The organism is Mycobacterium sp. SP-6446 (genome assembly GCF_001954045.1).
Taxonomy (GTDB): Bacteria; Actinomycetota; Actinomycetes; order Mycobacteriales; family Mycobacteriaceae; genus Mycobacterium.
This window is the reverse complement of sequence record NZ_MBEM01000220.1, coordinates 1-19,101: the sequence shown is the minus strand read 5'-3', so window position 1 is coordinate 19,101 and position 19,101 is coordinate 1. Positions and strand designations below refer to the sequence as shown.

Annotated in this window: 17 protein-coding genes and 1 pseudogene; 10 read left to right on the top strand and 8 right to left on the bottom strand. The window is 68.1% G+C overall.

Annotated elements, in window-relative coordinates:
* The first annotated feature begins 25 nt into the window (after nt 1-25).
* Nucleotides 26-1,414 carry a wax ester/triacylglycerol synthase family O-acyltransferase gene (locus A5736_RS19555; RefSeq protein ID WP_076125100.1) on the top strand — a complete coding sequence of 463 codons (1,389 nt, stop codon included), beginning with the start codon at nt 26-28 and terminating at the stop codon, nt 1,412-1,414.
* Here the strand turns inward: A5736_RS19555 and A5736_RS19550 are convergent.
* From A5736_RS19550 to A5736_RS19540, 3 genes are read right to left on the bottom strand one after another with little or no spacing between them, the layout of a single operon-like run.
* Nucleotides 1,411-2,676, bottom strand: coding sequence for an alpha/beta hydrolase (locus tag A5736_RS19550; protein WP_076248085.1), 1,266 nt, complete (start codon nt 2,674-2,676; stop codon nt 1,411-1,413). The genes A5736_RS19555 and A5736_RS19550 overlap by 4 nt on opposite strands.
* Nucleotides 2,676-4,289 (bottom strand): acyl-CoA ligase FadD12, encoded by a 1,614-nt coding sequence (gene fadD12, locus A5736_RS19545; protein WP_076248083.1) that lies wholly within the window; start codon nt 4,287-4,289, stop codon nt 2,676-2,678. The genes A5736_RS19550 and fadD12 overlap by 1 nt, the downstream gene beginning before the upstream one ends.
* A gap of 3 nt (nt 4,290-4,292) precedes the next feature.
* The gene (locus A5736_RS19540; protein WP_139333443.1) at nt 4,293-5,033 is read right to left on the bottom strand and encodes a 1-acyl-sn-glycerol-3-phosphate acyltransferase; all 741 of its coding nucleotides are present in this window, start codon (nt 5,031-5,033) and stop codon (nt 4,293-4,295) included.
* 210 nt (nt 5,034-5,243) lie between these two features.
* Between A5736_RS19540 and A5736_RS19535 the strand changes: the two genes are divergently transcribed.
* From A5736_RS19535 to secG, 7 genes are all read left to right on the top strand, one after another.
* Nucleotides 5,244-5,630, top strand: a complete 387-nt coding sequence (locus A5736_RS19535; RefSeq protein ID WP_076125068.1) for a hypothetical protein — start codon at nt 5,244-5,246, stop codon at nt 5,628-5,630.
* A 44-nt stretch (nt 5,631-5,674) separates the two neighbouring features.
* The gene (locus A5736_RS19530; RefSeq protein WP_076248081.1) at nt 5,675-7,432 is read left to right on the top strand and encodes a DUF3556 domain-containing protein; all 1,758 of its coding nucleotides are present in this window, start codon (nt 5,675-5,677) and stop codon (nt 7,430-7,432) included.
* Nucleotides 7,429-8,844 (top strand): NAD(P)/FAD-dependent oxidoreductase, encoded by a 1,416-nt coding sequence (locus A5736_RS19525; protein WP_076248079.1) that lies wholly within the window; start codon nt 7,429-7,431, stop codon nt 8,842-8,844. Before A5736_RS19530 ends, A5736_RS19525 begins: the two co-directional genes overlap by 4 nt.
* Before the next feature lie 98 nt (nt 8,845-8,942).
* On the top strand, nt 8,943-9,962 hold the full coding sequence (gene gap, locus A5736_RS19520) for a type I glyceraldehyde-3-phosphate dehydrogenase (protein WP_076062963.1): 1,020 nt from the start codon (nt 8,943-8,945) through the stop codon (nt 9,960-9,962).
* A 3-nt stretch (nt 9,963-9,965) separates the two neighbouring features.
* Complete coding sequence (gene pgk / locus A5736_RS19515) at nt 9,966-11,201, top strand: phosphoglycerate kinase (protein ID WP_076248077.1); 1,236 nt, start codon at nt 9,966-9,968, stop codon at nt 11,199-11,201.
* Nucleotides 11,198-11,983, top strand: coding sequence for a triose-phosphate isomerase (gene tpiA, locus A5736_RS19510; protein WP_076125077.1), 786 nt, complete (start codon nt 11,198-11,200; stop codon nt 11,981-11,983). The genes pgk and tpiA overlap by 4 nt, the downstream gene beginning before the upstream one ends.
* 30 nt (nt 11,984-12,013) lie before the next feature.
* Nucleotides 12,014-12,247, top strand: coding sequence for a preprotein translocase subunit SecG (gene secG, locus A5736_RS19505; protein WP_076062956.1), 234 nt, complete (start codon nt 12,014-12,016; stop codon nt 12,245-12,247).
* Nucleotides 12,248-12,362: 115 nt separating this feature from the next.
* On the opposite strand, the gene A5736_RS19500 is transcribed toward secG, so the two are convergent.
* A complete protein-coding gene (locus A5736_RS19500; RefSeq protein WP_083667578.1) occupies nt 12,363-12,677 on the bottom strand; it encodes a DUF732 domain-containing protein in 315 nt (104 codons plus the stop codon).
* Nucleotides 12,678-12,803: 126 nt separating this feature from the next.
* On the opposite strand from A5736_RS19500, the gene ppc reads away from it, so the two are divergent.
* Nucleotides 12,804-15,611: a phosphoenolpyruvate carboxylase gene (gene ppc / locus A5736_RS19495; protein ID WP_076248075.1), complete on the top strand. Its 2,808-nt coding sequence runs from the start codon at nt 12,804-12,806 to the stop codon at nt 15,609-15,611.
* 61 nt (nt 15,612-15,672) lie between these two features.
* Nucleotides 15,673-16,449, top strand: a complete 777-nt coding sequence (locus A5736_RS19490; protein WP_076248073.1) for a DUF4239 domain-containing protein — start codon at nt 15,673-15,675, stop codon at nt 16,447-16,449.
* On the opposite strand, the gene A5736_RS19485 is transcribed toward A5736_RS19490, so the two are convergent.
* The 4 genes and pseudogenes from A5736_RS19485 to A5736_RS19470 all read right to left on the bottom strand — a co-directional run.
* On the bottom strand, nt 16,446-16,844 hold the full coding sequence (locus A5736_RS19485) for an ATPase (RefSeq protein ID WP_076062946.1): 399 nt from the start codon (nt 16,842-16,844) through the stop codon (nt 16,446-16,448). The genes A5736_RS19490 and A5736_RS19485 overlap by 4 nt on opposite strands.
* Nucleotides 16,845-16,857: 13 nt before the next feature.
* Entirely contained in the window at nt 16,858-17,595 is a 738-nt protein-coding gene (gene pgl, locus A5736_RS19480; RefSeq protein ID WP_076248072.1) for a 6-phosphogluconolactonase, read from the bottom strand.
* Nucleotides 17,592-18,503 carry a glucose-6-phosphate dehydrogenase assembly protein OpcA gene (gene opcA, locus A5736_RS19475; protein ID WP_076125102.1) on the bottom strand — a complete coding sequence of 304 codons (912 nt, stop codon included), beginning with the start codon at nt 18,501-18,503 and terminating at the stop codon, nt 17,592-17,594. The genes pgl and opcA overlap by 4 nt, the downstream gene beginning before the upstream one ends.
* Nucleotides 18,500-19,101: pseudogene (locus A5736_RS19470) on the bottom strand (glucose-6-phosphate dehydrogenase); the annotation flags it as partial. The pseudogene A5736_RS19470 and the gene opcA, both read right to left, overlap by 4 nt.

The following is a 19,101-nucleotide window of genomic DNA, read 5'->3' as shown; positions in this document are numbered from 1 at the left end:
GGTGGGGGAGGGCTACGGTCATCGCATGAAGCGGCTATCGAGTGTTGATGCGGCGTTCTGGTCGGCCGAAACTTCCGGCTGGCATATGCATGTGGGCGCGTTGGCGATCTGCGATCCCAGCGATGCGCCCGACTACAGTTTTCAGCGCCTCCGCGAACTGCTCATTGAGCGGCTGCCCGAGATTCCGCAGTTGCGCTGGCGGGTCACCGGCGCGCCGCTCGGGTTGGACCGGCCGTGGTTCGTCGAGGATGAGGAACTCGACATCGACTTCCACGTCCGCCGCATCGGCGTGCCAGCCCCGGGTAGCCGCCGCGAGCTCGAGGAGCTGGTGGGCCGGCTGATGTCCTACAAGCTTGACCGCTCCCGGCCGCTGTGGGAACTGTGGGTGATCGAGGGCGTCGAAGGCGGCCGGATCGCCACGCTGACCAAGATGCACCACGCCATCGTCGACGGGGTGTCGGGTGCCGGGCTGGGTGAAATCCTTTTGGATGTCACGCCGGAACCCCGTCCGCCGCAACAGGACACGGTCGGATCGTTGGTGGGCTTCCAGCTTCCCGGCCTGGAGCGGCGCGCGGTGGGCGCGCTCATCAACGTCGGCGTCAAGACGCCTTTCCGCATCGCCCGGCTGGTCGAACAGACGGTGCGCCAGCAGGTCGCCGCGTTGGGCATCGCCAGCCGGCCGCCGCGCTACTTCGAGGCGCCCAAGACCCGGTTCAACGCGCCGGTGTCCCCGCACCGGCGGGTCACCGGCTGCCGCGTCGAGCTGGCCCGCGCGAAGGCCGTCAAGGACGCCTACGACGTCAAGCTCAACGACGTCGTGCTGGCCATGGTCGCCGGTGCCGCGCGCGAATATTTGCAGAAACGCGGTGAGCTGCCCACCAAACCGCTCATCGCGCAGATTCCCGTCTCAACCCGAACCGATGAGAACAAGGACGAGATCGGCAATAAGATCAGCTCGATGACCGCATCCCTGGCCACTGACATCGACGACCCCGCCGAGCGGCTGCGCGCCATCCACGAAAGCACGCAGAGCGCCAAGGGAATGGCCAAGGCGCTGTCGGCGCATCAGATCATGGGCCTGACCGAGACGACCCCGCCCGGGCTGCTACACCTGGCCGCGCGTGCCTACACGGCCACCGGCCTGTCGCGAAACCTGGCTCCGCTCAACCTGGTTGTGTCCAACGTTCCCGGTCCGCCGTTCCCGCTGTACATGGCGGGCGCCAAGCTGGACTCGCTGGTTCCGCTCGGACCGCCGGTCATGGACATCGCGCTGAACGTCACCTGCTTCTCCTACACCGACTACCTGGACTTCGGCTTCGTGACCACGCCCGAAGTGGCCAACGACATCGACGATATGGCCGACGCCATCGAGCCGGCGCTGACCGAACTCGAGAAAGCGGCGGCGCTGGCTTAGTCGCGGCCCGGATAGCCGGTCGCGTACACCCAGGACAGAAACCGCGCCACCGCCTCGGCGGCTCGATGCGCCCGGGGCGAACCGAAGATGTCGAAACCGTGTTGGGCGCCGGGCAATTCGGCGTAGGCCACCGGCGACTTCGACACACCGCGCAGTTCCTCGGCGAATTCGCGGGCCTCGCCGACCGGAATGAGGGAGTCGTCGGCGCCGTGCAAGACGAAGAACGGCGGCGCGTCCGCCCGCAGCCGGCGGATCGGCGACGCGTCGACATAGATATCGCGGTGGTCGGCGAATTTCCGCTTCACCACGAACTTTTCGAGCAACCGGACGAATTCGGGACGGCCCTCGCCCTCGGTGGTGAACCAGTCGTAGCGCCCGTACACGGGGACCGCGGCGACTACCGAGGTGTCGGCATCCTCGAAGCCCGGCTGGAATTTGGGGTCATTGGGCGTCAGCGCCGCCAGCGCGGCGAGATGACCGCCGGCAGAGCCGCCGGTGACGGCGACGAAGTCGGGATCCCCGCCGTATCGCGCGATGTTCTCCTTGACCCAGGCCAGCGCCCGTTTGACGTCGACGATGTGGTCGGGCCAGGTGTGCATCGGGGAGACGCGGTAGCCGATCGACACGCACACCCAGCCGCGGGCGGCCAGGTGACTCATCAGGGGATAGGCCTGGGGACGGCGCATTCCGATCACCCAGGCGCCGCCGGGCACCTGCACCAGCACCGGCGCCTTGCCGTCGCGGGGCAGGTCGCGGCGGCGCCAGACGTCGGCGAGGTTCGCCCGGCCGTGCGGCCCGTAGGACACGACGTTCGTCTTCTCGACGTAGCGCCGCCGGGCCACGGTGTTGCCCAGCGGCAGGTTGCGCCGCCCGCGGCGCTTGGGCTCGGTCTGCGGCAGGTCGGCCAGCGCCTCGGCGTAGTCGGCTCCCAGTTGTTCGCGTAGCCCGGCTTCCAGCACCGGGCCCGGGGTGGTGACGCCGCGCCAGCGGATCACCCCCAGGATCGCCCACGACGCGGCGGTCAGTGCCAGCGCCGCCTTTCCCCGGCGCCCGGCGAAGTCGCCGCGGCGGCCGCGGCGCAGCGCGTCGAGTAGCGACGCGGTGAAGTACACGCCCGGCACTTCCGACGTGGGCCAGCCGAACCAGAACACCGCGACGGTGGGGTAGCCCTTGCGGGCGAGCGGGCGTAATCCGTTGGCGGCGTTGACGAATTCGACGACGGCGCGGGCCAGCGGCCGCGGCTTCCTCAGCATCCGCCGCATCAGCCGCTGACCCGCGATTGCAATTCGGCCCGCAGGATCTTGCCGGTGCTGCCGCGGGGGAGTTCGTCGAGGACCGATATTTCTCGGGGCACCTTGTAGTTGGCCAGGTTCTCCCGCACGTGTTGCTTGAGCGTGTCCGGGGTGGCCTGGGCTCCCGCGGTCAGCACCACGAACGCCGCCAGCCGCTGGCCGTACTGCTCGTCGTCGACGCCGATCACCGCGGCCTCCGCCACGTCGGAGTGCGCCGCCAGCGTCTTCTCCACCTCGATCGGGTAGACGTTCTCGCCGCCGGAGACGATCATCTCGTCGTCGCGGCCGACGACGAACAGCCGGCCGGCCTCGTCGAGGTAGCCGACGTCTCCCGACGACATGAACCCGGCGTGGAAATCCTTGGTGGTGCCGGAGGTGTAGCCCTCGAACTGGGTGTCGTTGCGGACGTAGATGCTGCCCACCTCGCCGGTGGGCACCTCGTTGAAATCCGGGTCCAGGATCCGGATTTCGGTCCCGCCCGCGGGCCGGCCCGCGGTGTCCGGTGCGGCGCGCAGGTCTTCCGGCGTCGCGGTGGCGATCATGCCGGCCTCGGTGGCGTTGTAGTTGTTGTAAATCACGTCGCCGAACTGGTCCATGAACGCGATCACCACATCCGGGCGCATCCGCGAACCCGAAGCCGCCGCGAACCGTAATGACTTGCAGCTGTACCGGTTTCGGACCTCGTCGGGCAGGTCCATGATGCGGTCGAACATCACCGGGACCACCGCGAGACCAGTCGCCCGGTGCCGGTCGATGAGGTCCAGCGTGGCCTCCGGGTCGAATTTGCGCCGGGTGATCACCGTGCAGGCCATCGATGCGGCGAACACCAGCTGGGAAAAACCCCACGCGTGAAACATCGGCGCGACGATCACGATGGGCTCCTCCGCCCGCCACGGGGTGCGGTCCAGGATCGCCTTGAGCGTGCCGATCCCGGCGTTGCCGCCAGTCTGGTTGGCGCCCTTGGGTGTTCCGGTGGTTCCGGAGGTGAGCAGGATCATCCTGCCCTTGCGGCCGGTGCGCTCGGGCCGCTGCCCGGCGTGATCAGCGACGAGTTTCGCAACGGTCAACTCGTGCTGTTCGTCGGTCCAGGCCAGGATGCGGGTGGCGTCCGGCTTGTCGGCGAGCGCGCGGTCCACGGTCGCGGTGAACTCCTCGTCGTAGATGACGGTGTCGACGCCTTCGCGGTTGACCACGTCGGCCAGCGCCGGCCCGGCGAACGACGTGTTCAGCAGCAGAATGTCGGAGCCGATCCGGTTGCCGGCCACCAGCGATTCCACGAAGCCCCGGTGATTGCGGCACATGATCCCGATGACCCGGCCGCCGGGCAGCTTCTGCAGCGCCGCGGCCAGCGCGTCGATGTTTTCGTCGAGCTGGCGCCACGTCAGCGTGCCCAGCTCGTCGACCAGCCCGGGACGGTCCGGGCAGCGCTGCGCGGCGCTGGCGAAACCCACGGTGATGCCCAGGCCCTCGCGACGCATCGCGGCGGCGATCTTCAGGTAGCGGTCGGGCCGCATCGGCGCGATCATCCCGGCGCGCCTCAGGGTGGAGATGATGCCGAGGGCCTGGTTGAGACGAGATGCCATGGCTCAGCCCAGAATCGGGAAGCGGCGGCCGGACGCGAGCGTGGTCAGGCCGTCCTGCATCACCGACCGGACATGCTCGTCGACCTCGTCGACGTCCGGGTCCTCGCCGAATTGCGCGGCGATGTCGATCGGTTCCAGCAGTTGCATCACGAGCTTGCTGGGCAGGGGCAGGTTGGGCGGGATCACGGCGCTGAACCCGAAGGGGAAGCCGAACGAAACCGGCATGATGGCGCTGCGCAGCAGGCGCTTGATGCCCAGCCGTTCGGCCAGCCAGGTGCCGCGGGACAGGTAGAGCTGGGTCTCCTGCCCGCCGATGGACACCGCCGGAACGATCGGCACGCCGGCCTCGATCGCCGTGCTGACGTAGCCCTTGCGGCCGTTGAAGTCGATGACGTTCTCCGACAGCGTGGGCCGGTAGGCGTCGTAGTCCCCGCCGGGGAAGACGACGACCACGCCGCCGGCCCGCAGCGCCCTGGCCGCGTTCTCGCGGTTGGCCCGGATGTAGCCGGCGCGCCGGAACAGCGGCGCTGTCGGGCCCATGAACAGGATGTCGTGGCTGAGCGTGTAGACCGGCCGGTCGTAGCCGAACTTCTCGTAGAAGTCGACGCTGAAGATCGGGACGTCCATCGGGAACATGCCACCGGAGTGGTTCGCGACGACCAGCGCCCCGCCGGGCGGGAACGCGTCCAGCCCGTGCACCTCAGAGCGGAAATACGTCTTCAAGAACGGGCGCATCGCGCTCATCAACCGCTGGGTGGTGCCAGGGTCGAATTTGCCGATGTCGTCGCTGTCGTTGTCGCTCACGGTTCTCCTTGAGGCTTCCTTGCCGCGCTGAGGTTCCTCGATGGTAGCGAGCCCGGTGTGAGCGGCCGGAATCCGCTTGTGGACCGGGCGGCGTCGGGCGGGGTATGGTTACGGCCCGTCCCTTCGCCAAACGTCCAGTTGAGAGAACAGATGGACTTCGCCGGTTCGTCCGACGAGCGCGCGTCGCGCTCGGCCGCTGCCCACAGGTCGGGCACCGCTCTGGACCGACGGACACGTCCATCCCCGCGCGGCGTGGGGCGCTCCGAGCCGGTCGATGGCAAACGCGACGCCGATTTCTCCGCGGCCGCGGCCGCGATGGCCGATCGCCGACAGGCCGACTACTTCCTGCGCCTGCTCGCCCAAAGCCGGCGGCTCAGTGAGCATCGAATCGACCGGTACCACCAGGCGATCGCCGTCTGCGAGTCCAACCGCGACGCCGAAGGCGCCGCCAACTTCCGGCACATGCTGCGCGGCGAAGAACAGGAACGGCAATCACTGGACGGGATGATCGAAGGGCTGCGCCAGCGGTTCGGGTGAAATAGCGCTTGCCGCAGCCGTTTTCGGCGACAGAGAGGCCAGCCATGGGATTCATGTCACCGGAGCTTCCGGACGTCGATCACGACACGTGGCCGACCCTGTCACGGGCAACGCGGCTGCAGGTCGTGACCCGGCATTGGGCGGAACACGGCTTCGGAACACCGTATGCGGTGTATCTGCTCTACCTGATCAAGATCGCGGTGTACGTCGCCGCCCCGGCCGCCATCATCTCGCTGACCCCGGGCCTGGGCGGCCTGGGCCGCATCGGCGATTGGTGGACGCAACCGATCGTGTATCAGAAGGTCGTCATCTTCACGCTGCTGTTCGAGGTCCTTGGCCTCGGCTGCGGATCCGGCCCGCTGACCGGGCGGTTCATGCCTCCCATCGGTGGAGTCCTGTATTGGTTGCGGCCCAACACGATTCGACTGCCGGCCTGGCCGGATAAGGTCCCGCTCACCGGCGGTGATTCCCGCACTCTCGCCGACGTCGGCCTCTATGCCATCGTGTTGATCGGCGCGGTCTGGGCCCTGCTGTCACCCGGGCATGGGGGGCCGGTCACGGGCGCCGGGGATGTCGGCCTGATCGACCCCGTCGTGGTGATCCCCACGATCGTCGCGCTGGCGCTGCTGGGCCTGCGCGACAAGACCATCTTCCTGGCCGCGCGCGGGGAACATTACTGGCTGAAGCTGTTCGTGTTCTTCTTTCCGTTTACCGATCAAATCGCGGCGTTCAAGATCATCATGCTGCTGCTCTGGTGGGGGGCGGCGACTTCCAAGCTCAACCACCACTTCCCCTACGTCGTGTCGGTGATGACAAGCAACAACGCGCTGTTGCGGCCCAAGCTGTTCCTGCCGATCAAGCACCTGCTCTACCGCGACCACGTCAACGACCTACGGCCCAGCCTGCTTCCGAAACTCATGGCCCACGTCGGCGGCACGACGGCGGAGTTCATCGTCCCCACGGTGCTGGTGTTCGTCGCCGGCGATCAGCCGTGGCGGTGGTTTCTCATCGGGTTCATGGTGATCTTCCACCTCAACATCATTTCCAACCTCCCGATGGGAGTCCCGTTGGAGTGGAACGTGTTCTTCATCTTCTCACTGTTCTACCTGTTCGGGCACTACGGCGCGATCCGCGCCACCGACCTTTCCTCGCCGCTGCTGCTGGCGCTCATGATCGTCGTGGTGGCCGTCGTGATCGTGGGAAACATGTTCCCCGAAAAGGTTTCGTTCCTCCCCGCGATGCGCTACTACGCCGGCAACTGGGCCTGCAGCGTGTGGTGCTTCCGCGCGGGCATCGAGGAGAAGGTCGAGACCTCCGTCGTCAAAAGCTCTGCGCTCGTCGTGAATCAGCTGGCCAAGCTCTATGGCCCGGCGACGGCCGAAATCATGGCCGACAAGGTCGCGGCGTTCCGGGCGATGCACCTACACGGCCGGGTGCTCAACGCGTTGTTACCCCGCGCGATCGACAACGAAACCGACTACAAGATTCGCGAGGGCGAGGTGGTCGCCGGGCCATTGGTCGGGTGGAACTTCGGTGAGGGCCATCTGCACAACGAGCAGCTACTGGAAGCCGTGCAGCGGCGCTGCCACTTCGAGGACGGCGACCTTCGCGTGATCGTCCTGGAGGGCCAACCGATCCACATCCAGAAACAGTGGTACCGCATCCTCGACGCCAAGACCGGACTGATCGAGGCGGGCTACGTCACCATCGAGGACATGCTGTCGCGTCAGCCGTGGGCCGAGCCGGGCGACGAGTTCCCGGTCCACGTCACCACGCAAAACGTGATTCATCCGGAGTCATGACCAAAGCGGTAGTCGTCGGTGCCGGTCCCAACGGCCTGGCCGCCGCGATCCAGCTCGCCCGCCACGATGTCGACGTCCAGGTGCTGGAGGCCCGCGACACGATCGGCGGGGGAGCGCGCTCGGGCGAGCTGACGTTGCCCGGCGTGATTCACGACCATTGCTCGGCGTTTCATCCCTTGGCCGTGGGTTCGCCGTTCTGGCAGGAGATCGACCTGCCGCGCTACGGATTGGTGTGGAAGTGGCCGGAGATCGACTGCGCGCACCCGCTCGACGACGGCAGCGCCGGTGTGCTGTACCAGTCGATCGACGAAACCACCGCCCGCATGGGGCCCGATGGCGTCCGGTGGCGCCGCGCCGTCGGCGATCTCGCCGCCGGGTTCGACCAGCTGGCCCTGGATCTGCTCCGCCCGGTGCTGAACATCCCGCGTCACCCCGTCCGCCTCGCGGCGTTCGGCCCGCGCGCCGCGCTGTCCGCCACAATGCTGGCGCGCTGGTTTCGCACCGAGCCGGCGCGCGCGTTGTTCGGCGGCGCCGCCGCGCACGTCTACACCCGGCTGGATCGCCCGCTCACCGCCTCGCTCGGGTTGATGATCCTGGCCACCGGGCACCGCTACGGCTGGCCCGTCGCCGAGGGCGGGTCCGGGTCGATCATCCGCGCGCTGGCCGCGGCTTTGGCCGCGCACGGCGGCAGCGTGACGACCGGGGTGACGGTGTCGAGCCGCAGGGACATCCCCGACGCCGACATCGTCATGCTGGATCTGAGCCCCGCCGCGGTGCTGTCGATCTACGGCGACGTGATGCCGGGCCGCATCAGACGGTCCTACCGCCGCTACCGCCAGGGGTCCTCGGCGTTCAAGGTCGACTTCGCCATCGAGGGTGACATCCCGTGGACGAACCCCGACTGCGGTCGCGCCGGCACCGTCCACCTCGGCGGCACCTTTGCCGAGATCGCGGACACCGAACGTCAACGCGCGCAAGGCAAGATGGCGCGCCGGCCGTTCGTGCTCGTCGGGCAGCAGTACCTGGCCGACCCGTCCCGGTCGGCCGGCAACGTCAACCCGATCTGGGCCTACGCGCACGTGCCGTTCGGCTACACCGGCGACACCACCGCCGCCGTCGTCGACCAGATCGAGCGGTTCGCCCCGGGATTTCGCGACCGCATCCTGGCGTCCGTCAGCAAGAGCGCCGCCGACCTGCAGGCCTACAACCCGAACTTCATCGGCGGCGACATCATCGGCGGCGCCAACGACGGCCTGCAGGTGGTCCTGCGCCCGCGCATCGCCGTCAACCCGTACGCGACCGGTGTTCCCGGCGTCTACCTGTGCTCGCAGTCCGCGCCGCCGGGAGCCGGCATCCACGGGCTCTGCGGCTATCACGCCGCCACCGCCGCGCTGCGGCGCCTGCGCGGGTAACGCAGGTCACCTCCGAGGGGGAGGCCCAGCAACCGTTGTCGCTACTGATCTAGGCTGACGGCGAGCGGTTTCATCAGCGATCAGACAGGGAGAGACAAGTGACGGTCCGAGTAGGCATTAACGGCTTCGGTCGAATCGGACGCAACTTCTACCGGGCCCTACTGGCCCAACAGGAGCAGGGCATCGCCGACGTGGAGGTGATCGCCGTCAACGACATCACTGACAACAGCACGCTGGCGCACCTGCTCAAATTCGACTCGATCCTCGGCCGGCTGCCCCACGACGTCAGCCTCGAAGGCGACGACACCATCGTCGTGGGTCCCGCCAAAATCAAGGCACTCGAGGTCCGGGAGGGCCCGGCGGCGCTGCCGTGGGGTGACCTCGGCGTCGACGTCGTCGTGGAATCCACCGGACTGTTCACCAACGCGGCCAAGGCCAAGGGCCACCTGGACGCCGGCGCGAAGAAGGTGATCATCTCCGCGCCCGCGACCGACGAGGACATCACCATCGTCCTCGGGGTCAACGACGACAAGTACGACGGCAGCCAGAACATCATCTCCAACGCGTCGTGCACCACGAACTGCCTTGCGCCGCTTGCCAAAGTGCTCGACGACGAATTCGGCATCGACCGGGGCCTGATGACCACCATCCACGCCTACACGCAGGATCAGAATCTGCAGGACGGCCCGCACAAGGACCTGCGTCGCGCCCGGGCCGCCGCGCTGAACATCGTGCCCACCTCCACCGGCGCGGCCAAGGCCATCGGCCTGGTGATGCCCAACCTGAAGGGCAAGCTCGACGGGTACGCGCTGCGCGTGCCGATTCCCACCGGCTCGGTGACCGACCTGACGGCCGACCTGTCGAAGTCCGCCAGCGTCGAGGAGATCAACGCGGCGTTCAAGGCCGCCGCCGAGGGCCGGCTCAAGGGCATCCTGAAGTACTACGACGCGCCGATCGTCTCCAGCGACATCGTCACCGACCCGCACAGCTCGATCTTCGACTCCGGCCTGACCAAGGTGATCGCCAACCAGGCCAAGGTGGTGTCGTGGTACGACAACGAGTGGGGTTACTCCAACCGCCTCGTCGACCTGGTCGCACTGGTTGGCAAGTCGCTGTAGACCGTGTCCGTTCCCAGCCTCGAAGACCTTCTGGCGGAAGGTGTTTCAGGTCGCGCCGTGCTGGTGCGCTCCGACCTGAACGTTCCACTCGATGCGGGCGTCATCACCGACGCGGGCCGCATCACCGCGTCCGTCCCGACGTTGCGGGCGCTGGCCGAAGCCGGTGCCAAGGTGGTCATCGCCGCGCACCTGGGCCGCCCCAAGGGCGGACCCGACCCCGCGCTGTCGCTGGCGCCGGTGGCCGCCGCGCTCGGCGAACAGCTGGGCCGGCACGTGCAATTGGCCGGCGACGTGGTGGGCGGCGACGCGCTGGCCCGCGCCGAGGGGTTGACCGACGGCGACGTCCTGTTGCTGGAAAACGTGCGGTTCGACCCGCGGGAGACCAGCAAGGACGACGGCGAGCGGCTCGCCCTGGCCAAGCTGCTGGCCGAACTGGTCTCGCCGGGAGGCGCTTTCGTCTCCGACGGCTTCGGGGTGGTGCACCGCAAGCAGGCGTCCGTGTACGACGTGGCCACCCTGCTGCCGCACTACGCAGGCACGCTGGTCGCCGAGGAAATCCGGGTGCTCGAGCAGCTGACGGCCTCGACCAAGCGCCCGTACGCGGTGGTGCTCGGCGGGTCGAAGGTGTCCGACAAGCTCGGCGTCATCGAGTCGCTGGCGACCAAGGCCGACAGCATCGTAATCGGCGGCGGCATGTGCTTCACTTTCCTTGCCGCGCAGGGCCTTTCGGTTGGCACATCCCTGCTCGAGACCGACATGGTCGACACGTGCCGCAGGTTGAGTGAGACCTACGCCGACGTGCTGCGCCTACCGGTGGACATCGTGGTCGCGGAGAAGTTCGCCGCCGACTCGCCGCCGGAGACCGTGGCCGCGGACCGGATCCCGGACGACAAGATGGGCCTGGACGTCGGACCCGAGTCGGTGCGACGGTTCGCCGCGCTGCTGTCCAACGCCGAGACCGTCTTCTGGAACGGCCCGATGGGCGTGTTCGAGTTCCCAGCGTTCGCGGCGGGCACCAAGGGCGTGGCCGAGGCGATCGTCGCCGCGACCGGCAAGGGCGCGTTCAGCGTGGTCGGCGGCGGCGACTCCGCGGCGGCGGTGCGCGCGCTCGGCATCCCCGAAGACGCGTTCTCGCACATATCCACCGGCGGTGGCGCATCGCTGGAATACCTGGAGGGCAAGACGCTGCCCGGCATCGAGGTACTGGGCCGGCCGCAGCCAAGTGGAGGAGCCTCGTGACCCGCAAGCCCCTGATCGCCGGCAACTGGAAGATGAACCTCAATCACTTCGAGGCGATCGCGCTGGTGCAGAAGATCGCCTTCGCGTTGCCCGACAAGTATTACGACAAGGTCGACGTCACGGTGATCCCTCCGTTCACCAACCTGCGCAGCGTGCAGACCCTGGTCGACGGCGACAAGCTGCGGCTGACCTACGGCGCCCAGGACCTGTCCCAGCACGAGTCGGGTGCCTACACCGGCGACATCAGCGGAGCCTTCCTGGCCAAGCTGGGCTGCTCCTTCGTCATCGTCGGGCACTCCGAGCGGCGCACCTACCACAACGAGGACGACGACCTGGTGGCCGCCAAGGCGGCGGCCGCCCTGAAGAACGAGCTGACGCCGATCGTCTGCATCGGCGAACACCTGGAGGTCCGGGAGGCCGGCGAGCACGTCGGCCACTGCGAGAAGCAGCTGCGCGGCTCGCTGGCGGGGCTTTCGGCCGAGCAGATCGGCCGGGTCGTCATCGCCTACGAGCCGGTATGGGCGATCGGCACCGGCCGGGTGGCCAGCGCGGGCGACGCCCAGGAGGTGTGCGCGGCGATCCGCAAAGAGTTGGCGTCCCTCGCCTCCGCAGAGATCGCCGAGGGTGTCCGGGTGCTCTACGGCGGCTCGGTGAACGCGAAGAACATCGGCGAAATCGTCGCCCAGAACGACGTCGACGGCGGCCTGGTCGGGGGCGCGTCGCTGGACGGCGAGCAGTTCGCGACGCTGGCGGCCATCGCCGCCGGCGGGCCGCTGCCGTGATGCCCGCGCGAAGCCGGTAGGCTGCACGTCATGCAATTGGCCCTGCAGATCACCCTGGTGGTCACCAGCATCCTGGTGGTGTTGCTGGTGCTGCTGCACCGCGCCAAGGGCGGCGGCCTGTCCACGCTGTTCGGCGGCGGCGTGCAGTCGAGCCTGTCCGGGTCGACCGTGGTCGAGAAGAACCTGGACCGATTGACGCTCTTCATCACCGGCATCTGGCTGGTCTGCATCATCGGCATGGCCCTGCAGATCAAGTACCGCTGACAGCGGGTCACCGCCCTCGTCAGACCGCCTTCCTCACCACACCGAACGTGAAATCCACGACGCGACACGCCGGCTATCCGTCGCGAGTTTCACTTTCGGCCGCTGTGACCAGCGCTCAGGTGCACAGGCTGGGCGCGTCGCACACGTTGCCGGGGCAATAGATCGAGTGTGCGGCGTTGACCATCGTCCCGATGTCCAACAACGTCACGCCCCTCTTGTCCAAGTGGGCGTGGATGTCGTCGGCGATCTCCTGCGGCGTCCAACCCCAGGTGAGGTCGTAGCAGATGAGGTGTGCCTCGCCGATGAGCGCCTCTTCCGTCTGGGGTGGCCAGGTGAGGCCGACGGCGCGCAGCTTCGCGAGGTATGCGTCATCGGCGGGAGTGGTGGCGGTCGCGGTCGCCGCGCTACCCAGCAGGGCGGCGCCGGCAATCATGGGAATGGCCAAGGCGGCCGGCCAGCGAGGTGAGGGCATTTCGGCAGACTAGCCATTCGTCACAACGCCCGGCGGGAAATCCACGGCGCGACACACCGGCGATCCCCACCGATACTGGGACGCATGGCTGAGGCTCCCGACGCCGCGCTCGAACCGATCGGCGCCGTCCAGCGGACCGCGATCGGTCGCGAGGCGACCGAGCCGATGCGCGCCGACATCAGGCTGCTCGGCGCGATCCTCGGCGACACCGTGCGTGAGCAGAACGGTGACGAGGTGTTCGACCTCGTGGAACGGGCCCGGGTGGAATCCTTCCGGGTACGGCGCTCCGAGATCGACCGGGCCGAGATGGCGGCCATGTTCTCCGGTCTCGACATTCACCTCGCCATCCCGATCATCCGGGCGTTCAGCCATTTTGCGCTGCTGGCCAACGTCGCCGAAGACATCCACCGCGAACGCCGCCGCGCCATTCACGTCGACGCCGGCGAGCCGCCCCAAGACAGCAGTCTCGCCGCCACCTACGCGAAACTCGATCTCGCGGAACTGAATTCGGCCACGGTGGCCGATGCCCTGAAGGGCGCGCTGGTGTCCCCGGTCATCACCGCTCATCCCACCGAGACCCGCCGGCGCACCGTCTTCGTCACCCAGCACCGGATCACCGGGCTGATGCGACTGCACGCCGAGGGTCACACCCAGACCGACGACGGCCGCGACATCGAACTCGAGCTGCGCCGCCAGGTCCTCACGCTGTGGCAGACCGCGCTGATCCGGCTCTCGCGGCTGCAGATCACCGACGAGATCGACGTCGGCCTGCGCTACTACCCGGCCGCATTGTTCGAGGTGATTCCCCAAGTGAACAGCGAGGTTCGCGACGCGCTGCGCGCTCGGTGGCCGGACGCCGAACTGCTCGCCGACCCGATCCTGCAACCGGGCTCCTGGATCGGCGGTGACCGCGACGGAAACCCGAACGTCACCGCCGAGGTGGTCAGGCGGGCGACCGGCAGCGCCGCGTTCACCGCGGTGGCGCACTACCTGGCCGAGCTCACCGACCTCGAGCAGGAGCTGTCGCTGTCGGCGCGACTGGTCAGCGTCACCCCCGAACTGGCCGAGGTGGCCGACGCCTGCCCGGAGAACGCCCGGGCTGACGAGCCGTACCGGCGTGCCGTGCGGGTGATCCGCGGCCGGCTCACCGCGACGGCCGCCGAGATCCTGGACCGGCAACCGCAACACGAGCTCGACCTGGGCCTGACCCGGTATGCCACGCCGGCCGAGTTGCGCAGCGATCTCGACACCGTCGACGCGTCGCTGCGCGCCCACGGCAGCGCGCTGCTGGCCGACGACCGGCTGGCCCTGTTGCGAGAAGGCGTGGGCGTCTTCGGTTTTCACCTGTGCGGCCTCGACATGCGGCAAAACTCCGACGTGCACCAGGAAGTGGTCGGCGAGCTGCTGGAGTGGGCGGGCGTGCACCCGGACTACGGCTCGCTGGGTGAAGACGAGCGGGTCGAGCTGCTGGCCGGCGAACTGAGCACCCGCCGCCCGCTCCTCGGCGAGCGCGCGGAATTGTCCGACCTGGCGCGCGGCGAGCTGGGCGTCATGGGCGCCGCCGCCCACGCCGTCCGGCGCTACGGACCCGCCGCGGTGCCGAACTACGTGATCTCGATGTGCCAGTCGGTGTCGGACGTGCTGGAGGCCGCGATCCTGCTGAAAGAAGCCGGCCTGCTGGACACATCCGGGCCGGAACCCTATTGCCCGGTGGGCATTTCGCCGCTGTTCGAGACGATCGACGATCTGCACAACGGCGCGGCGATTCTGCACGCGATGCTGGAGCTGCCGGTCTATCGGGCGCTCGTCTCGGCGCGCGGCGACTCGCAAGAGGTGATGCTCGGCTACTCCGACTCCAACAAGGACGGCGGTTACCTTGCCTCCAGCTGGGCGGTGTACCGGGCGGAGCTGTCCCTGGTCGAGGTGGCCCGCAAGACCGGAATTCGGTTGCGGCTCTTCCACGGTCGCGGCGGCACCGTCGGGCGCGGCGGTGGACCCAGCTACCAGGCGATCCTGGCGCAACCACCGGGAGCGGTGAACGGTTCGCTGCGCCTCACCGAGCAGGGTGAGGTGATCGCCGCCAAGTACGCCGAACCCCAGTTGGCGCGGCGCAACCTGGAGAGCCTGGTGGCGGCGACGCTGGAGTCCACACTGCTCGACGTCGAGGGTCTCGGCGAGGCGGCCGAGCCGGCGTATGCGGTGCTCGACGAGGTGGCGACCCTGGCGCGGCGTGCCTACGCCGAGTTGGTGCATGACACACCGGGTTTCGTCGAATACTTCAAGGCATCGACACCGGTTAGCGAGATCGGGTCGCTGAACATCGGCAGCCGGCCCGCCTCGCGCAAGCCCACCGAGTCGATCGCGGACCTGCGCGCCATCCCGTGGGTGCTGGCGTGGAGCCAGTCGCGGGTCATGCTGCCCGGTTGGTACGGAACGGGATCGGCGTTCGAGCAGTGGATCGCGGCGGGTCCGGAAAGCGAAGCCGACCGGGTGGCGACGCTGCACGAGCTGTACGAGCGGTGGCCGTTCTTCGCCAGCGTGCTATCGAACATGGCGCAGGTGCTGGCGAAGAGCGACCTGGGCCTGGCGGCCCGCTATGCCGAGCTGGTGTCCGACGAATCCTTGCGGCGCAGGGTATTCGACAAGATCGTCGACGAACATCGGCGCACCATCGCGATGCATAAGCTCATCACCGGTCACGACGATCTCCTCGCCGACAACCCGGCGCTGGCGCGTTCGGTGTTCAACCGGTTCCCGTACCTGGAGCCGCTGAACCACCTTCAGGTGGAACTGCTGCGCCGCTACCGTTCGGGCGACGACGACGAATTGGTGCAGCGCGGCATCCTGCTGACCATGAACGGCCTGTCCAGCGCGCTGCGCAACAGCGGGTAATTGCCGACATGCGCGCGCGGATGGCCGTCACCGTCGCGAGAGCGCAGTAAGGTCTCGGGCGATGGGTGCGCCGTCTCTTTGGTTGATTCTTGTCAGCGTGGTCGCCATCGCGATCGTGCTCGCGGTGGTCAGCGTATGGTTCGGGAATCGTGTCCTGTCCGGCGAAGGAAAACTACACGATTCGGCCATGTCGCCGTTCGTCGCGATCGTCGGTCTTGTCTACGGGGCCCTGCTTGGGTTCACCGTGGTGGTGACCTGGCAACAGTTTTCCGCCACCCAGGTCATCGTCGCCAACGAGGCGTCGGCACTGACGACGCTGTACCGGCAGACCGTCGCCATGCCGGAACAGGAGCGGCCCCAAATTCAACAACTGCTGCGCCAGTACGCGACCGCCGTAGCGGGTTCTGATTCGACCAAGCAGCCCGGCGACGGTGCCCGCGACAGCGCGCGCGCCGCGATAACGCAGATGTACCGCATCGCCGGCAGTCAGTCGCCGGGTGCCGCGCCGAGCGCGATCAATTCCCAGTTCCTCAGCGAGTTGAGCGTGCTGTCGTCCCATCGCACCCAGCGCATGATCGCGACCAAGCCGCGGATACCGGCGCTGCTGTGGTTGGGACTGATCTTCGGCGGGGTTGTCCTGGTAGGCCTTACCGGTTTCCTGCGCCTGGGCAGCACCCTCGGCCAGGCGCTCCTGTCCAGTGCGGTCGCGGTCCTCCTCGGCCTGCTGCTGTGCATCGACTTCTCACTCGACCATCCCTCCGAGACCGACCACGCGATCACCTCGGAGCCGTTCGGGCACGCGGTGGACGTTTTCGACGCGGTCGACCGCGGAACCTAGTGCACCGTCCGGTTCCGCAGCCGGTCCAGCACGCCGCGCACGGCGTGCTCGGTGACCGACAGGGGGGACATCACCGTTTCGCCCACCCCGACCATGTAGTCGATGCGCTGGACGATCGCCTCCACCGGCTCCACGAGCGCGATGAGCCGCTGGGCGAGATTGTCCAGGCTGTGCAGCACGCCCTCCAGATGATCCAGGCCGCCCTCCAGGCGTTCCACCGTCGCGTTGAGGGCCGACAGCGAGCTGTTCAGCTCGACCATCGTTCTGCCCAGGCCATCGAGGACGTCTTCGACCTGCTCCACGGTCTTGTCGGCGTTGAGCGCCGCCTGGGTGAGGGTCTTGATCCGGCTTCGCTCGGGCCCGTTGCGCACGGTTTTGTCTGCCATGAACGTCATTATGCGCCCGGCGTCAGCGGGAAAGCTTGGCCGCGGCCTCCTCGTCGAGCAGCCAGAGCGTGGTCTCCAGCCCGATGGCCCCGGCGGCCGGCACCGTGACCGGTTGCGCGCCACCGATGGCAGCGGCCGCCGCGTCGGCCTTGCCCGCGCCCGAAACCATCAGCCAGACCTCGCGGGAGCGCTGAATAGCGGGCAGCGTCAAGGTGATTCGTTGCGGCGGCGGTTTGGGGGAGTCTTCGACCGCAACGACCATGCGGGTGGTCTCGAGAACGGCGGGAGTGTCGGGGAACAGGGAGTTGATGTGGCCCTCGGGACCCATGCCCAGTAGGTGGACGTCGAAGGTCGGCACCGGCTCACCGGGGGCGGCGTTGGCGGCCAGCAGCTGCTCGTAGGCCAGCGCCGCCGCGGCAAGATCATTGCCGAATTCGCCGTCACTGGCGGCCATCGGATGCACCTGGCTGGACGGGATGTCGACGTGATTGAGCAGCGCCTCGCGCGCCTGCTTCTCGTTGCGCTCGTCGTCGTCCTCGGGAACGTAGCGTTCGTCGCCCCAGAACAGGTGCACCTTCGACCAGTCGACCTGCTGCGTGCGGAGATACTTCAGCAGCCCGATGCCGTTGCCGCCGCCGGTCAGGACGATTAGGGCGCGACCGCGTGCCGCCACGGCGGCCTCGATTGTGGCGACCAGCCGGGCGCCGGCGGCCCGGACCAGGGCGTCGCCGTCGGGAACGATGTCGATGACGCGGGTCATGCGTACTGCACCTTGTCGATGCCCTCGAGTGCGGCGAAGTAGATCTCATCGGGATCCAGCCGCCGCATGTCCTCGGCGAGGCACTCACGGGTTTCCCTGCGCGCCAACGGAACCAGGGCATCGGGGCGACCCGTCCGGCTCAGGGTGGCCGTGGTGCCCTCCTGGGGCCGGCTCAGGGTGATGGTTTCGGTCTTGCGCTCCAGCTCGACTTTGAGGTCACCCACAACCCGGCGCACCGGCCCGTCGATCCTGCTCGCCAGCCAGCCTGCCAGCACGTCCAGCGCGGGCTCGGCTCGCAAACCGGAAACCAGCGCCGATTCGATCTCCTCGTGCGGTTTTTGGTCCACCGCGGAGGTGAGCAACGCCCGCCAGTAGGTGATGCGCGCCCAGGCCAGATCCGTGTCGCCGGCGGTGTAACCCTGCAGCCGGCCCCGGATCGCCGACAGCGGATCGTCGCTGTTGGTCGCGTCCGTGATGCGGCGGATCGCCAACTGGCCCAACGGGTCTTGGGCGGGCACCGCCGGGGCGACGTCGGGCCACCACGCCACCACCGGGATGTCGGGGAGCAGGAACGGAATGACCACGCTCTCGGCATGATCGGCCAGCGGTCCCGACAGCCTCAGCACCACGACCTCGCCGGCGCCCGCGTCACCCCCGACCCGGACCTGGGCGTCCAACCGCGCCTCGGCGGCGTCGGCATTGCCTGTGGTCACCACCAGGACGCGGCTCGGGTGTTCGTGGCTGGCGGCGTTGGCGGCCTCGACCGATTCCTCGAGCATGGTGTCGTTGTCGGACTTGATGATCAGCGTCCCCACCCGGCCCATCGTGACGACGCCGGCCTGTTCGCGTAGCTCGTCGAGCTTCTTGTTGACCGCGGTGGTGCTGGTGTCCAGCAGATCGATGATCACGGGCGCCGCCATTCCCGCCCGGTGCGGCGCAACATCTCGAACGCCGACGCGGGCCCCCAGGTGCCCGACTCATACGAGTCGGGCTTGCCGTGCGTCGCCCAATAGTCGAGCACGGGATCGAGTATCTCCCAAGCCAATTCGACCTCCTCGTTCACCGGGAACAGCGACGGCTCACCGAGCAGCACGTCCAGGATCAGCCGTTCGTATGCCTCTGGGGAATCCTCCACGAACGCCGAGCCGTAGGAGAAATCCATGTTGACGTCGCGAACTTCCATCGTGCTGCCCGGGACCTTGGAACCGAACCGCAAGGTGATGCCCTCGTCGGGCTGCACCCGGATGACGATGGCGTTGGTGCCGAGCTCGTCGGTCATGGTGGCATCGAACGGCAGATGCGGTGCGCGTTTGAACACCAGGGCGATCTCGGTCACCCTGCGGCCCAACCGCTTTCCGGTTCGCAGGTAGAACGGGACACCGGCCCAGCGGCGGGTGTCGACCTCGAGCGTGATGGCGGCGAAGGTCTCGGTGGTGGAATCCTGCGCGAAGCCCTCCTCGTCGAGCAGGCCGACCACCTTCTCGCCGCCCTGCCAGCCCGCGGCGT